This window comes from Streptosporangium album (genome assembly GCF_014203795.1).
GTDB lineage: Bacteria > Actinomycetota > Actinomycetes > Streptosporangiales > Streptosporangiaceae > Streptosporangium > Streptosporangium album.
Window position 1 is genome coordinate 526,687 of record NZ_JACHJU010000001.1, and the last position, 14,970, is coordinate 541,656.

Annotated in this window: 18 protein-coding genes and 1 tRNA gene; 9 read left to right on the top strand and 10 right to left on the bottom strand. The window is 68.0% G+C overall.

The features are described 5' to 3' along the window. Positions 1-2 precede the first annotated feature (2 nt). Positions 3-929 (top strand): quinone oxidoreductase family protein, encoded by a 927-nt coding sequence (locus tag FHR32_RS02390; protein WP_221465224.1) that lies wholly within the window; start codon positions 3-5, stop codon positions 927-929. A gap of 500 nt (positions 930-1,429) precedes the next feature. On the opposite strand, the gene FHR32_RS02395 is transcribed toward FHR32_RS02390, so the two are convergent. Together FHR32_RS02395 and FHR32_RS45700 are read right to left on the bottom strand one after the other, a co-directional pair. Continuing rightward, positions 1,430-1,738 carry a helix-turn-helix domain-containing protein gene (locus tag FHR32_RS02395; RefSeq protein ID WP_184752567.1) on the bottom strand — a complete coding sequence of 103 codons (309 nt, stop codon included), beginning with the start codon at positions 1,736-1,738 and terminating at the stop codon, positions 1,430-1,432. Further along, positions 1,738-2,154: a type II toxin-antitoxin system RelE/ParE family toxin gene (locus tag FHR32_RS45700; protein WP_281390906.1), complete on the bottom strand. Its 417-nt coding sequence runs from the start codon at positions 2,152-2,154 to the stop codon at positions 1,738-1,740. The genes FHR32_RS02395 and FHR32_RS45700 overlap by 1 nt, the downstream gene beginning before the upstream one ends. A 572-nt stretch (positions 2,155-2,726) precedes the next feature. Here FHR32_RS45700 and FHR32_RS46540 point away from each other — a divergent pair. Together FHR32_RS46540 and FHR32_RS02410 are read left to right on the top strand one after the other, a co-directional pair. Then, a complete protein-coding gene (locus FHR32_RS46540) occupies positions 2,727-2,963 on the top strand; it encodes a type II toxin-antitoxin system RelE/ParE family toxin (protein ID WP_345003220.1) in 237 nt (78 codons plus the stop codon). After that, positions 2,960-3,289 (top strand): helix-turn-helix domain-containing protein, encoded by a 330-nt coding sequence (locus tag FHR32_RS02410; protein ID WP_184752569.1) that lies wholly within the window; start codon positions 2,960-2,962, stop codon positions 3,287-3,289. Before FHR32_RS46540 ends, FHR32_RS02410 begins: the two co-directional genes overlap by 4 nt. A gap of 128 nt (positions 3,290-3,417) precedes the next feature. Here FHR32_RS02410 and FHR32_RS02415 read toward each other — a convergent pair. From FHR32_RS02415 to FHR32_RS02440, 6 genes are all read right to left on the bottom strand, one after another. Continuing rightward, positions 3,418-3,492 (bottom strand) — tRNA-Val (locus tag FHR32_RS02415). 32 nt (positions 3,493-3,524) lie between these two features. Next, entirely contained in the window at positions 3,525-4,472 is a 948-nt protein-coding gene (locus FHR32_RS02420) for an ROK family protein (RefSeq protein ID WP_184752571.1), read from the bottom strand. Positions 4,473-4,583: 111 nt separating this feature from the next. After that, complete coding sequence (locus FHR32_RS02425; RefSeq protein WP_184752573.1) at positions 4,584-4,895, bottom strand: hypothetical protein; 312 nt, start codon at positions 4,893-4,895, stop codon at positions 4,584-4,586. Between the two features lie 60 nt (positions 4,896-4,955). Further along, a complete protein-coding gene (locus FHR32_RS02430) occupies positions 4,956-5,414 on the bottom strand; it encodes a peroxiredoxin (protein WP_184752575.1) in 459 nt (152 codons plus the stop codon). Between the two features lie 85 nt (positions 5,415-5,499). Beyond that, positions 5,500-5,928, bottom strand: a complete 429-nt coding sequence (locus FHR32_RS02435; RefSeq protein ID WP_184752577.1) for a DUF3052 domain-containing protein — start codon at positions 5,926-5,928, stop codon at positions 5,500-5,502. Positions 5,929-6,051: 123 nt separating this feature from the next. After that, complete coding sequence (locus FHR32_RS02440) at positions 6,052-6,459, bottom strand: secondary thiamine-phosphate synthase enzyme YjbQ (protein ID WP_184752579.1); 408 nt, start codon at positions 6,457-6,459, stop codon at positions 6,052-6,054. Positions 6,460-6,927: 468 nt separating this feature from the next. Between FHR32_RS02440 and aceE the strand changes: the two genes are divergently transcribed. Continuing rightward, a complete protein-coding gene (aceE, locus tag FHR32_RS02445; RefSeq protein WP_184752580.1) occupies positions 6,928-9,675 on the top strand; it encodes a pyruvate dehydrogenase (acetyl-transferring), homodimeric type in 2,748 nt (915 codons plus the stop codon). A gap of 88 nt (positions 9,676-9,763) precedes the next feature. After that, positions 9,764-11,332, top strand: coding sequence for an alpha/beta hydrolase (locus FHR32_RS02450; protein ID WP_184752582.1), 1,569 nt, complete (start codon positions 9,764-9,766; stop codon positions 11,330-11,332). Here FHR32_RS02450 and FHR32_RS02455 read toward each other — a convergent pair. Then, positions 11,278-11,562, bottom strand: coding sequence for a hypothetical protein (locus tag FHR32_RS02455; RefSeq protein WP_184752584.1), 285 nt, complete (start codon positions 11,560-11,562; stop codon positions 11,278-11,280). The genes FHR32_RS02450 and FHR32_RS02455 overlap by 55 nt on opposite strands. A 74-nt stretch (positions 11,563-11,636) precedes the next feature. On the opposite strand from FHR32_RS02455, the gene FHR32_RS02460 reads away from it, so the two are divergent. Continuing rightward, entirely contained in the window at positions 11,637-12,014 is a 378-nt protein-coding gene (locus FHR32_RS02460; protein WP_184752586.1) for a hypothetical protein, read from the top strand. On the opposite strand, the gene FHR32_RS02465 is transcribed toward FHR32_RS02460, so the two are convergent. Further along, a complete protein-coding gene (locus tag FHR32_RS02465; RefSeq protein ID WP_184752588.1) occupies positions 11,989-12,690 on the bottom strand; it encodes a helix-turn-helix transcriptional regulator in 702 nt (233 codons plus the stop codon). The two genes, FHR32_RS02460 and FHR32_RS02465, sit on opposite strands and share 26 nt — an antisense overlap. A gap of 115 nt (positions 12,691-12,805) precedes the next feature. Here FHR32_RS02465 and FHR32_RS02470 point away from each other — a divergent pair, with 115 nt between their 5' ends. Genes FHR32_RS02470 through FHR32_RS02480 form a run of 3 tightly spaced genes read left to right on the top strand, consistent with a single transcriptional unit; the run spans position 12,806 to position 14,914 of the window. After that, complete coding sequence (locus FHR32_RS02470; RefSeq protein ID WP_246465916.1) at positions 12,806-13,240, top strand: hypothetical protein; 435 nt, start codon at positions 12,806-12,808, stop codon at positions 13,238-13,240. A 10-nt stretch (positions 13,241-13,250) separates the two neighbouring features. Beyond that, a complete protein-coding gene (locus tag FHR32_RS02475; RefSeq protein ID WP_184752590.1) occupies positions 13,251-14,411 on the top strand; it encodes a glutathionylspermidine synthase family protein in 1,161 nt (386 codons plus the stop codon). 17 nt (positions 14,412-14,428) lie between these two features. Next, on the top strand, positions 14,429-14,914 hold the full coding sequence (locus FHR32_RS02480; RefSeq protein WP_184752592.1) for a DUF350 domain-containing protein: 486 nt from the start codon (positions 14,429-14,431) through the stop codon (positions 14,912-14,914). Positions 14,915-14,970: the final 56 nt, after the last annotated feature.

A 14,970-nucleotide genomic window follows, 5' to 3' on the forward strand; every position in this document is an offset into this window, starting at 1 on the left:
CCATGGAAGAGGCAGAGACCCCCAGCCCGGGCCCCGGTCAGGTGCGCATCCGCGCCGAGGCGATCGGCGCCAACTTCGTCGACGTGAAGTTCCGCCAGGGACCGGACGCCGGCGGGATCTACCGGCGCGACCTGCCCGCCGTGCTCACCGGCGACGTGGTCGGCGAGGTCGACGCGGTGGGACCGGGCGTCGACCCCGGCCTCACCGGCCGGCGGGTCGCCGCGCTGGCCGAGGACGCCTTCGCCGACCACGTTCTCGCCGACGCCGGATGGCTCGCGCCCGTGCCGGAGGGAATCGACGACGCCACCGCGAGCATGCTGCCGATGGGCGCCCCCGTGGCACTGGGCGCGTTGCGCGCCGCCCGGCTGGCTCCCGGAGAGACTGTGCTCGTCCACGCCGCGGCGGGAGGGATCGGCCATCTGGCCGTGCAACTCGCCAAGATCTCCGGTGCCGGTACGGTGATCGCCACGGCCGGTTCCCGCGCCAAGCTGGACTTCATCCGCGCGCTCGGCGCCGACGCGGCCGTCGACTACTCCGCGGAGGACTGGCCCGAACGGGTGCGCGAGGCCGCGCCAGGAGGAGTCGACGTCGTCCTGGACTCCGTCGGCGGCCGCATCCTGCTGCGCAGCCTCGACCTCCTGGCGCCGTTCGGCCGGGTCGTCGTCTACGGAGCGGCCGGTGGCGAGGCCACCGACATCCCGCTGACCAGCCTGTTCGCGATGAGATCGGTGGCCGGATTCTCGCTGCTCGCCTGGCGTGCGGCCGCGCCGCAGCAGGCACGTGAGGACATGGACCAGGTCGCGCGGCACGCGGTTGAGGGCAGGCTGCGCGCCGCGCTGCACGCCCGGCTGCCGCTCGACGAGGCGGCCGAAGCGCACCGGATCATGGAGAGCCGCTCCCAGCTCGGCCGCGTCCTCCTCGTGCCCTGAGGCCACCAAGAACTCCTGGCTGAATGATCAACGCGCGCCAAGCCCGGAGCCGTGCGGGGTGCGCCGACGGGGTCGTCCGCTTACCGCCCGGGGGTGGCGCTGCCGTCCCAGCTGCGGCAGCAGCGGCTCGATCCGCTCCCACAACTCGTCCGGCACGATCCACGGCCGTCCATCGTTGTCCGGCTCCGTACGTGGTCGTTGCCACCCGGTCGGTCGCTCGCCCACGTCACGTTCCCCGGCAAGGTCACTCTCTACCTCAAAAGGAAGCAAAGAACGGAAGTTCCCGCTCGGCGACCTCACGAAGGAGGCCACAACCCAGCTCCGTAACCGCGCGAGACTCCGTATCCAGCAGCCGATCTACCGGGAGCACAGCTCCTCGGGCCTGGCTTTCACAGCCGCGATTGCAGGCCACGCACCTCAACGAGCAGGACTGATCCAATCGATCACCCCGTGCCGGGCAAACGAACCTTTCTTCACGTCAGGTGATCGGTCTCCGTCGATCAGGCCGCGTGAGGCTCGAACCACACCGAGCCCAGATCATGACCGGAGGTGAGGCGGACATCAGCGTTCAGTGCCGCAGCCAGATGCCGCAGCAAGGCGATCGTCGGAGCGGTTCCGCCTTCTTCGATACACTCGATCTCATCCTCGGTCATGCCCGCACGCTCGGCCAACTCCGCCACGGTCAGCCCAAGCGCACCACGCCGGTCATACAGCGCCTTACCAAAAGCCAACGCCTCGCGGATCATGATCCGTTCGGGATCCTCGGTCTGAGGTTCAGGTCGCACCCAGCGGGTGTGATAACCGGCCATCACACCTTCCTCTCATAGATCTCGGCCACCGGCCCGTGATGGTCGCGTTCACAGACCTTCTGCGCCTGGACCGCCCTGTCGATCTGCCGTTGATCGCGCTGCTTGGCCTTGCGGAAAACCGTGAGCAACACGAGCGTCCTACCCGGAGTACACCAGTACGTCACCCGAGCTGCAACATCACGGAGCCGAACCCGCAGTTCCCAGACCGGCCCTTCCAGATGGTCCGACCACGGACCGCCAAGCTCAGTCCCTTTTTCTGCCAGTAGACCAGCTACCTCGCCAACCCGCTTGAAGTCGCTGTCACTCAGGTTGTCGAGCCACTCACGGACCTCCGGCTCGATCTCAAAGCCATACGGCTTACGACCTGGCGAGGTGGTTTGGCAGCAAAAAGAGAAGCCCCTCGCCTGTTTTCGCAGGTGAGGGGCTTGTGGTGGGCACTACTGGGTTCGAACCAGTGACATCTCGCTTGTAAGGCGATCGGAGCAGGAGCGCGACCAAGGCGTATACCGGCCCTGACCTGGGCGTATGGTCCATGCCCGTCCACCGCTTTCCGGTCCCGTCCGTGGTCGTTGTCACCCAGTTAGTCACACAGAACTGGCGCTCTTCGCAGGCTTTCGCGGCTCCTCCACACAGACGTCCCGCCCGTTGCTCCACAGCTCTGAGGCGTGATGTCCGAACCAGTCGAACAGCCCGTCGTCCTGGTAGTGGCGCAAGCGCAACATCAGCAATTCGCCTCCGCACTCATGGCACAGGAGGATCTGCCAGCCTTGCCGAACGAGTCTCTTCAACCTGGCCGAATCTCCAGTCCAGGCATGAGCCAGGGGTTATATTCCAAAGATGACCTGGGAGATCGTCCTACCTGGAACCCGTAGAGTCCTGGTTCCTGAAACTCTGTGAGAGTGATCCAGACTCGGCGATCCTCGTCGAGAAGGCGATCGACCGGCTCGCCGAGGTCGGCCCCACCCTCGGTCGCCCCTTGGTGGACACGTTGGAGGACGACGACCTGAACAACCTCAAGGAGCTCCGGCCAGGCTCGCGAGGGCGGTCAGAGATTAGAATCATCTTCATCTTCGACCCCGACAGAGAAGCGGTCTTCCTCGTAGCCGGAGACAAGGCAGGCAAGTGGTCGCGCTGGTATGACGAGGCGATCCCGCTGGCCAAGTCTCGCTACATGGAGTACCGCGGGGAGAAGAGGGCCGAGAAGACCAAGGAGGACAGGCGATGAGCCCTGCGCGCCGCTGGCAGGAGGTCAAGGCTGAGACCCACCGGCTCCATCCCGAGCTGGCCGATCCCGAGCGTCAGGCTGCCGCCGAAGCCGAACTGGATGCATATGTGGCGGGTTATCACCTGAAAGAGCTGCGCAAGTCACTGGGTAAAACCCAAGCCGAGGTCGCCGCCGCGCTCGGCATCTCCCAGTCGCGGGTCTCCCAGATCGAAAACGGCGACCCTGACGCCATGGAGTTGGAAACTCTCCGGGCCTATGCGGCCGCGCTGGGCGGACACGTCGAGGTGACGATCAGTGTCGGCCCACACTCAGTCAAGGTCGCCTGAGGTAAGCGCTTGTCTGGGCCACCCCCTCTGTGGCGCGTACGCCCTGCTCACCGTGCCGCCCCGGATGCGGGGCGGCACGGTGATAGCACGGAGCCCCATCCAGAAAGCTTGGATGGAGCTGTTGCGGCTGGTGGGCACTACTGGGTTCGAACCAGTGACATCTCGCTTGTAAGGCGAGCGCTCTACCGCTGAGCTAAGCGCCCCAGAGATCCCGTACGGCAGACGGGATAACACCTTACGCCAATCGGGAGGACTTCAGCACATCCGACGACCATGTGGCGCCGGCGTCGGGGACTCCGGCCGCCCGCCAGCCGAGGAGGGCCGCGCCGAGCATGCCCGCGTTGACGCCCAGGGCGGCCGGGCGGAGCGGGGGCGCGTCGCGGAAGGTCAGGCGCGCGCGGAGGCGATCGGCCAGCGGGTCGGACAGGGTGCGGCCCGCCTCGGACATGCCGCCGCCCAGAACGATCGCGGAGGGGTCCAGGAGCAGCGTGTAGGTGGCCAGGGCGAGGGACAGGGCCTCGACGGCGTCCTCCCACACCTCCGTGGCGAGAGGGTCACCGGAGAGGGTGAGCGCGGCGACCTGTTCGGCCGTGGCGGGTGAGGCGGCACGGGCGGAGTAGCGGCGGGCCACGGCGGAGGCCGAGGCGTAGGTCTCCAGGCAGCCGACCTGGCCGCAGGCGCACGTCTCTCCGGCGGGGAAGACCGGGATGTGGCCGATCTCGCCGCTCCATCCGGCAGTCCCGCCGTACGGCTCGCCGCCGAGGATCACGGCACCCGCGATGCCCGTCCCGATGGGCAGGAACAGGAAGTCGGAGACCTCGCGACCGGCTCCGAGCACGCTTTCGGCGAGGCCTCCGGTGCGCACGTCGTGGCCGAGCATGACGGGCACGTCGAGCGAGACGAAGTCACCCGCCGGGACGTCGCGCCAGCCGATGTTGGCGGAGTAGAGGGCCGCGTCCGCGGTGACCAGTCCCGGTACGGCCAGGCCCACTCCGGCTGGGGTGCCGCCTCCCGCGACGGCGAGGTCGGCGATGAAGGACCGGATCACCTGGACGACGGTGCCGGGCCCTTCGTCACGCGGGGTCGCGCGGCGTTCGGCGAGAACGATCTCCCCCGAGCGGGTGACGAGACCGCCCTTCATGGACGTGCCGCCGACGTCAAGGGCCACAACGAAGGAGCTCATGCACGCATCCAGCAGATCGAAGGGGCGGGATCGAGCCCGACCTTAGCGCACGGGGAGATCGACAGATCCCGCTGCATACCCGCAAACGCATCCAAAGATGATTTATGAGTATTAATGGACCCGCCCAAGGACACGGTTCAACGCGGCTTCGACCTCGTCCGCCAGGCCAGGGGCGTGGGAGGCGGTGAGCTGCTCATCGGTCCGCGCCAGCCGTACCGACCCGCAGGATCGGCATTCCACCTCACCGAGCCGGCAGATGAGGGCGACGGAACCGCACGAGGAGCATGTGTCGAGATCGAGATCGTGGGTGCGCTGGCAGTCCGGGCAGATGAGCACCTGGGTATCCCGGCGTACACCGCGCTTCCACGGGCTGGCGCCACGGACCGGGTCGGTCTGCCTGGCCCCGCAGGAGAAGCAGGGCATGATCGCCTCCGGAAGGTCCGAGACCGGCGGACGCTCCGTGAGCGTCCGCCGGTTCACCGCTTAGGGAAGTTCGGCGAGCACCTTGCGGTACTCGGCGATGTCGCGCGGCTCTGGAATCGGGTTGACGACGTTCCAGCGGATCACGCCCTCGCCGTCGATGATGAAGGTGCCCCGCGTGGCGATTCCCTTCTCCTCATCGAACACACCGTACGCCTGAGCGACCTGTCCGTGTGGCCAAAAGTCGGAGAGCAGAGGGAATGTGTATCCCTCCTGATCGGCCCAGGCGCGGTGGGTGAACACCGAGTCGACCGAGACGGTCAGCACCTGGACGTCCTCGGGCGCGGTGGCGATGAACTCGTCGCGGATGGCGCAGAGCTCACCGTGACAGACGCCGCTGAACGCGAGAGGGTAGAAGATCAGTACGACCTTTTTACCCTGGTAGTCCGAGAGCTTGACCGGAGTGCCGTGCTGATCCTTCAGCTCGAAGTCCGGAGCCGGGGAACCTACCTCGACTGCCATGTGAAAGGTCCTTTCGTCGGATGACCGGCAAACGTCATCATCCTGCCGTACGGCTCGCGTGAGCCGTACGGCAGAGCGGGAGCCCTCAGCGGCGCGCCTTGGGCGTGGCCAGCCTCGTTCCCGACCAGTCGGGGGCGGCACTGATACTGCTGGTCTGCGAGAGACCTGCCGTCGTGGCATCTTCCCCGATGTCGCTTGGCTCCACGTGCCCGTCCCGCCCGGCCTTGGGGGTCAGCAGCCAGATCTGGCCCCCCTCGCTCAGGTTGGTCAACACGCCGCTCAGGGCGTCGAACAGATCGCCGTCACCGTCGCGCCACCACAGCAGCACGATGTCGACGACGTCCTCGAAGTCCTCATCGACCAGCTCGTTGCCGGTCAGTTCCTCGATGGAGTCGCGCAGATCGTCGTCGGTATCCTCGTCCCATCCGATCTCCTGCACCACCTGACCCGGCTTGAGACCGAGTCGTTCGGCCAGGCCGCGTTCGCCCTGCGCCTGACCCGCGGTCGCGCTCACGTTTGTCCCTCCTGCTTGGATGGCCCCGCGATTACACGGTGCTCAAAGTGCTTCGGCACAGTCCACACGCTGTGACCCTCGGTCGTCAACGGTCGCCACGGCAACGACTGGGCTACGTATGAATTAGCCCGACAAAAATGACAAACGGACCTGGCGCTCCTGATTGTCGACGTTGAGATCCACAACGGCAATGGACTGCCAGGTGCCCAGCGCGAGCCGCCCGGACAGAACCGGGACGGTGGCGTACGGAGATATGAGAGCAGGCATGACATGCGACCGGCCATGCCCTCTGGATCCGTGCGCATGCCTCCATCGCTCGTCGGCCGGAAGCAGATCCTCCAGGGCCGCGATCAGGTCGTCGTCGCTGCCCGAGCCGAGCTCGATCAGCGCGATCCCCGCGGTCGCGTGCGGCACGAAGACGTTCAGCAGTCCGTCTCCCCCACATGACCGGACGAAGCTCTCGCACTCGGAGGTAATGTCGTGCACCCGCTCGCGGGAACCCGTTACCACCTCGATTGTCTGAGATCTCACATACCCGATCCTACGATCCATCCTGAGCTGGGACGACGACCGCGCGCGGTCTGGACGACACCGGATGCACACGACCATCGCTGAACCGCACCATATAAGGGGGTACACACCTTATATCTCTCGACTGAATGATCTTTCTTTACCGCCTCAGAGGGAGTGGTTTCCGGTTTCCGGCCGCGTCGCCATCTGGTCCGCCGCCATGGCCGCACGGAGCCCCGTCACGTCCTTGGAACCGGCCGCCACCAGGGATTCCGGGATTAGTCCGCCCCGGACCTCCAGAAACGGGAGATAGGCATGTACCCTTTGGTGGAAATTCGTCCTACCATCGGTGGTCTAGGCCACTTATATGCCCCTGCCAGCAGGGACCTCCTGGTTACCGGTCAGTAGAGATGCACTTTCCGGGGTAAGCGACCAGGATGGAAGACGACCTACACCAGACAAAAGTCCATCCTCGGAAGGCGAGACCCAGTGGCTTCCGGACGCCAGCGTTTCTCGGTCATCAGCGACGGCCTACCCAGCCAGCTCCCTGATGTCGACCCCAGTGAGACCCAGGAGTGGCTTGAGTCGCTCGACAACGTCATCAAGACGGAGGGGCGCACTCGGGCCCGTTACTTGATGCTTCGCCTGCTGGAGCGGGCCCGCGAACACCAGGTCGGCGTGCCCGGCCTGCGCAGCACCGACTACATCAACACCATTCCGCCGGAACGCGAGCCCTGGTTCCCCGGTGACGAATACGTCGAGCGCCGGATCCGCGCCTACATCCGGTGGAACGCCGCCGTCATGGTGACCCGGGCCAACGCCCGCACCAACGTCGGCGGGCACATCGCCACCTACGCCTCGGCCGCGTCGCTCTACGAAGTGGGCTTCAACCACTTCTTCCGCGGCAAGGACCACGGCGAGTCCGGCGACCAGGTCTTCTTCCAGGGCCACGCCGCGCCGGGCATCTACGCCCGGGCGTTCCTGGAGGGCCGTCTCAACGAGGCCCAGCTCGACGCCTTCCGACAGGAACTGTCGCATGGCGTCAAGGGCCTGCCCTCCTACCCGCATCCGCGCCTGATGCCGGACTTCTGGGAGTTCCCCACGGTCTCCATGGGCCTCGGCCCGATCGGCGCGATCTACCAGGCCCGGTTCAACCGCTACCTGCTGAACCGGAAGATCAAGGACACCAGCCGCAGTCATGTCTGGTGCTACCTGGGCGACGGCGAGATGGACGAGCCGGAGTCGCTCGGCGCGATCGGCGTGGCCGCGCGCGAGGAGCTCGACAACCTCACGTTCGTCATCAACTGCAACCTGCAGCGACTCGACGGCCCGGTGCGTGGCAACGGCAAGATCATCCAGGAGCTGGAGTCCTACTTCCGGGGCGCCGGCTGGAACGTCATCAAGGTCGTCTGGGGCCGCGACTGGGACCCGCTGCTGGCGGCCGACGTCGACGGCGTACTGGTCAACAAGATGAACACCGTCCCCGACGGCCAGTTCCAGACCTACTCCGTCGAGAGCGGCGAGTACATCCGCGAGAACTTCTTCGGTGGCGACCCCCGCCTCCGCAAGATGGTCGAGCACCTGTCGGACGAGGACATCCGCAAGCTGTCGCGCGGTGGTCACGACTACCGCAAGGTCTACGCGGCCTACAAGGCGGCCCGCGAGCACGTCGGCCAGCCGACGGTCATCCTCGCCCAGACCATCAAGGGCTGGACGCTTGGCAAGGACTTCGAGGCGCGCAACGCGACGCACCAGATGAAGAAGATGTCCAAGGCCGAGCTGAAGGAGTTCCGCGACCGGCTCTACCTGCCGATCCCGGACTCCGCGCTCGATGCCGACCTGCCGCCCTACTTCCACCCGGGCGAGAACGACCCCGAGATCGAATACATGAAGGAGCGCCGCGCGGCCCTGGGCGGTTTCCTGCCCAAGCGCGTGATGCGCGCCAAGCCGGTCGCGCTCCCGGGCGACGCTGCCTACGCGCAGCTCAAGAAGGGTTCCGGCAAGCAGAACGTCGCCACCACCATGGCGTTCGTCCGGCTGCTGAAGGACCTGATGCGCGACAAGGAGATCGGCCACCGGTTCGTGCCGATCATCCCGGACGAGGCGCGCACCTTCGGTCTTGACGCGATCTTCCCGACCGCCAAGATCTACTCGCCGCACGGCCAGACCTACGACGCCGTGGACCGTGACCTGCTGCTGTCCTACAAGGAGTCGACCGAGGGTCAGATCCTGCACGAGGGCATCAGCGAGTCGGGATCGATGGCCTCGGCGATCGCCGTGGGCTCGGCGTACGCCACGCACGGCGAGCACATGATCCCCATCTACATCTTCTACTCGATGTTCGGCTGGCAGCGCACCGCCGACCAGATGTGGCAGCTCGCCGACCAGATGGGCCGGGGCTTCCTGCTCGGCGCCACCGCCGGTCGCACCACGCTGAACGGTGAGGGCCTGCAGCACGAGGACGGTCACACCCCGCTGATCGCCTCGACGAACCCGGCGGCGGTGTCCTACGACCCGTCGTGGGGTTTCGAGGTGGCCCACATCGTCAGGGACGGCCTGCGGAGGATGTACGGCGAGCGGCCGGAGAACATCTTCTACTACCTGACCGTCTACAACGAGCCCTACCCGCAGCCGGCCGAACCCGCCGACCTGGACGTGGAGGGCCTGCTCAAGGGCCTTTACCGGTTCGCCGCGGCTCCGGCCGCACCGGGCCCGAAGGCCAACATCCTGGTGTCCGGCGTGGCCGGCCCGTGGGCCGTCGAGGCCCAGCGGATGCTGGCCGAGGAGTGGGGGGTGGCGGCCGAGGTCTGGTCGGCCACCTCGTGGGCGGAGCTGCGCCGTGAGGCGCTGGCAGTCGAGGAGCACAACCTGCTCAATCCCGACTCCGAGCAGCGCGTGCCGTACGTGACCCAGGCGCTGTCGGCGGCCCAGGGGCCGTTCGTGGGCGTCAGCGACTACATGCGCGCGGTGCAGGACCAGATCGCCCAGTGGGTCCCGGGTGACTGGACCTCGCTCGGCACCGACGGTTTCGGCCTGTCGGACACCCGGTCGGCGCTGCGCCGCCACTTCCATGTGGACGCGGCGTCCATCACGCTCGCCGTGCTGACCCAGCTCGTCAGGCGCGGTGAGCTCGACGCGACGGTGCTGAACGAGGCGATCGCCAAGTATCACCTGAAGAACGGTGTTACCGAGGCGGGCGGCGCCGAAAGCAACGACACTCAGTCCATGGGGCTGTGATCCTCGCCGGGCGGGTCCTTCTTTGGAAGGTCCCGCCCGGTTAGTGTGGAATCGCTTCCCCCGGCGAACGATTCGAGGGGAGCATTACGTGCGAAGAATCCTGGCGACCGCCAGTGCGACGGCGATCCTGTCCAGCGCGCTGGCCGCCTGCGGCAATGGCGCCATGACCAACGGGTACGGCGCCGCGGGCGGCCCTTCCACCCCGGATTCCGTCCAGAGCCCGGCGCAGGGTTCTGCTGAGCCGGCGGGCCCGATCGCCTGGAGCGCCTGCACGGACCTCGAGCGCCCGGACGGGCAGGCTCCCGCCAAGCCCGACCCCAACCTGCGGTGCGGAAAGCTGAAGGTCCCACTCGACTACGCCAAACCCACCGGCGAGATGCTGGACATGGCGGTGATCAAGGTCAAGGCCACCGGTCCCGGCGAGCGGATCGGTTCCCTGGTCTTCAACTTCGGCGGCCCCGGCGCGTCGGGCGTCGACACCCTGGCCAGAGCCGCCAAGGTCTTCGGCACCCTGCGCGCCCGTTACGACCTGGTCAGCTTCGATCCCCGTGGGGTGGAGCGCAGTTCCGGGGTCAGGTGCGGCGACAGCAAGATCATGGACAAGTTCACCTCGATGAACAGTCTGGCCACCACCCCGGCGGAGCAGGCCGAGATGGACCAGACCGTCAAGGAGTTCGCCGACGCCTGCCAGCAGACCTCCGGCAAGATCCTCCCCTATGTCGGCACGGTGAACGCCGCCCGGGACATGGACCGGCTCCGCGAGGCGGTGGGCGACAAGCAGCTCAACTACTTCGGCATCTCGTACGGCACGCAGCTCGGCGCGGTCTACGCGACCCACTTCGCCAAGAACGTGGGCCGTTTCGTGCTGGACTCCCCGCTCGACCCCAGCGTCGGCCTGGACAAGCGCACGCTGGTCCAGACCCGGGGATTCCAGCACGCCTACGAGGCCTTCCTGAAGGACTGCGTCAAGGGGCCCGGCCCATGCGAGATCGGCGCCGACACGACGATCGCGAACAAGAACGTCGACACGTTCCTGACCGACCTGGAGAAGAAGCCGCTGCAGGTCGGCGCTCGCGAGCTCACCCAGGGACTGGCGAGCACCGGTGTCTCCGCCGCGCTGTACTCCAACCTGACCTGGCCGCTGCTGGAGCAGGGCCTGAGCCGGGGGTTCAAGGGCGACGGCCGTATCCTGCTGGCACTGGCCGACAGCTACAACGGCCGTAAGCCCGACGGGTCCTACTCGACTCTCATGAGCAGCTTCCCCGCCATCAGCTGCGTCGACACCGCCGAACGGCCGACCCCCCAGGAACTGTCCGCGACCCAGGCCGAGGCGATGAAGATCTCCCCGCTCTTCGCCAGCCAGGGCATGGGCAGCATCTGCCGGTTGTGGCCGGTCCCGGGCAGCGACGAGGCCAGGAAGGTGAACGCCGCCGGCTCCGGGCCGATCGTGGTGGTCGGCGGCACCGGCGACCCCGCCACGCCGTACGAATGGGCGCCGAGGCTGACCGAGGATCTCAAGACGGGTGTGCTGGTCACCTACAAGGGCGAGGGCCACGGCGCGTACCTGTCCGGCGACGCCTGCGTGAAGAAGGTCGTCGACGGCTACCTGATCGGTGGGAAGACCCCCGCGAAGGGCACCACCTGTCCCACGTCCTGACGGCGGGAAACGCCCTCCGCACCGCCCGCCGTCTCATCGCCGACAGCGGACGGTGCGGCTACCGGCAGGTCTCCAGCCGGGGTGGATCGGTCGGTGGCGGCCACGGTGGCGGCCACGCCGAGAGCGGCGACCTGCCGCAGCGAGGGCCCGTCGATCAGCTCGCTGGCGATGTACGGCGTCTCGCCGTCGAGGTCGGCGGCGAGAACGCGTGCGGTGCAGAAGGCCGCCACCCGCTGGGTCCCGCTTCGCGTGCGAGCTCGCGCGCGAAGCGGGACCGCGCGTGAGCCTCGCCGGTGAAGCGGACGTGCAGCAGCTTGATCGCGGCGCGCTCCCCGCCGTCGGACTCACCGAGATAGACGATCCCCTGCCCGCCCTCTCCCAGCCTGTCCCTGAGCGTGTAGTCCCCCGACTGCGGCGGGTCCCCGGGCCGCAGCGGTCTGGTCTCCGGCTCGGGGCCGAGCAGCCCGAAGCCGCCACCGTCCAATTGGAGATCGTCAAACGCACGGGACGGCTGAGGTCCCTCGCCGAGGAGGTCACCCAGTCCGTGCTCGGCGAGTACGGACTGACCTACGCCGACTTCGACGTCCTGGCGACGCTGCGCCGGGCCGGAACCCCCTACCGGCTCAAGCCCGGCCGGGCGGGGCGGCAGGGGGATCTCACTCGAGATCCGGGGTCCCCGTGAGCACGCCGGGGATCTGCGGGGAGAACCGCTCCGGCGGATGCTCCGGGGAGACCTCCGCGGTCTCCTCCGCCCAGCGGACGCGGTCGAGCCGGAAGATCCGCGCGTCCTGCCGGAGGCGGCACAGACCCACGAGATACCAGTGACCGCCACGGCCACCCACGAAGATCGCCGGTTCCACCTCGCGCGTGGTGGTCCGGCCCTTGCGGTCCTCGTATTCGATCCGCAGCACCCTGCGGTGCAGCAGTGCCAGCTCGATCACCCGCGACACCCGGGGGTAGGGCTCCGGCTCGGCGGCCGCGCGCGCCGGGGCGAGCGGTTCTCCCTCCCCGGTGCCCTTGGAGGGCGACAGCGCCGCGGTCAGCTTGCGCAGGGCGCTGTGGGCGTGGAGGGCGAGGGGGTCGTTTCCCGACCGTTCGAGCGCCGTGGCCACCGCCACCGCCTCGGCCGGGGTGAAATTGAGCGGGGGCAGGGACATGCTCCTGTCGAGGACGTAGCAGCCGCGCCTGCCGGGCTCGGCGTATATCGGCACTCCCGACCGCTGGAGCGCGGAGATGTCACGCTCGACCGTGCGGACGCTGACCTCGAACCTGGCGGCGAGCTCACGCGCCGACCGGAACCGGGGCGAGATCGCGCGGAGCTCCTCGGCGAGGGCGTAAAGCCGGTCGGTGCGGTCCACACCTATGACGTTACGCGGCGACGCCGACAGCCTCGGTGGGCCCCAATCCCCTTGCCGCGGTTGAACCGACAAAACCACGTCGATAGCCTGTGGCGACACATCTCATTGGAGTTCGATGGCTTCAGGACAAGACCACCCACCGACTGCTGGACGGCCCCCCTCGCCGGTGCCCGCGGCCAAGCCCTCGGGCTTGAAGGCGTCCAAGGCCATCACGCTCACCGGGATCGGCGTCGTCTCGCTGCTCCTCATCGGCTACTGCTCCGCGCAGGACGACTACGACGAGGTGGGCGCCGACTGCGTGGACCTCAACAGCCGTCAGCCGGACGGGTCCTACACCGTCGTGGACGAGGACTACTGCGACGACTCCCACTCGCACTACTACGGCTCCCGCGGCGCCTACGGGTGGTACTACGGGGGAGTGCGGTCCGGCATGCGGATCCTGCGCGGCACCACCGTGCGCCCCTCGGACGTCCACATCACCACTCGCAAGGGCACCGTCATCCAGCGCGGCGGCTTCGGTGGGCGCGGCGGCTGGGGCAGCGGGAGCTGAGCTCGGGCAGATGAGACGCGACACCTCGCTCCCCCGCGACGGCTGGGAGAGCATCATCGAGGGCCAAGGCCTGGCCTACCACCGTTCGGCCCATCCCGAGGGCCTCGACCGCCCCTACTGGGACGAGGCCGCGCAGTACGTCTTCTCCATGGACGAGGTCCTCGACCTGGAGAACCAGGTGGAGGAACTGCACCGGATGTGCCTGCACGCGGTGGAGCACGTCGTCGAGCGCGGCCGCTACGCCGAATTCGCCATCCCCGGATGGGTGGCGCCGGAGATCGCCCGTTCATGGGAGCGGAACGATCCCCACCTGTTCGGCCGGTTCGATCTGCGCTATGACGGGACCGGCCCCGCCAAGCTGCTGGAGTACAACGCCGACACCCCGACCAGCCTGCTGGAGAGCTCGGTCGTCCAGTGGTTCTGGCTGCGGGACCGCTACCCGGACGACGACCAGTGGAACTCCATCCACGAACGGCTGATCGCCCGGTGGCAGCAGATAGCGGCCGGTCTGCCCACCGGACCGGCGCACTTCGCCTGGACCACCATGGACCAGACCGGCGAGGAGGCGATGACCCTCGCCTACCTCCAGGAGACCGCCGACCAGGCCGGGCTGAAGACGATCGCCGTGGCCATGGAGGACATCGGCTGGGACGGCCTCAACCTGCGGTTCGTGGACATGGAACGCCGGGTGATCCGCTCGCTCTGCAAGCTGTACCCGTGGGAGTGGGCGATCGCCGACCCGTTCGGCGCCCATGCGGTGCGCCAGCAGGTCTCGATGACCTGGATCGAGCCGTTGTGGAAGACGCTGCTCTCCAACAAGGCACTGCTCGCGGTGCTCTGGGAGCTGTACCCGGGCCATCCGAACCTGCTCCCGGCCTACCTCGACGGACCCCGCGACCTGTCGTCCTACATCGTCAAACCCCTGCTCGGCAGGGAGGGCGCGAACATGCGGATCGTCACTCCTGACGGCCGCGTCGAGACCGCCGGCGGCTATGGCGCCGAGGGCCACGTCTACCAGGAGTTCCAGGCACTGCCCGTCTTCGACGGCTGGCGCCCCGTGCTCGGCGCCTGGGTCGTCCACGACGAGGCGGCCGGCGTCGGCATCCGTGAGACCTCAGGGTTCGTCACCGACGACACGTCGTCCTTCGTCCCGCACCGCATCGAACTCTGACCCCTGGAGAGAACCCCATGAGCCCCACCCCCCTGCCCAGCCTGGTCCCCGTCCCGATCCGCGGCGAGGCGTTCTCCCTGGCCGAGACCCTCGGACGCGGCGCGCTCGCCATCGTCTCCTACGCCGCGCTCGGTGTGATCCTGCTGATCATCGGCTTCTACGTGATCGACATGGCCATCCCCGGCAAGCTCAGCCACCTGATCAAGTCCGACCGCAACCCCAACGCCGCCCTGCTCACCGGCTCCGGTCTGGCCGCCATCGGGCTGATCGTCGCGGCCTCCATCTGGTCCTCGGGCGGAGCGCTGCACGAGGGCCTGCTCGCGACCGCGGTCTTCGGGCTGGTGGGCATCGCCGTACAGACGGTGGGGATGGTGGTGTTCGACAAGGTCGCCGGGATCTCGGTCCGTGAGCTGGTCCAGGAGCCCGACCTCCAGCCCGGCGCCCGCCTCCTGGCGGTCACCCACCTGGCCATCGGCCTGATCACCGCCGTCGCCGTCATCTGAACCGGGGCCGGCGGGCCGCGCCCCGGCCTGTCCTGCGGACGGACCGGGCGCCCGCG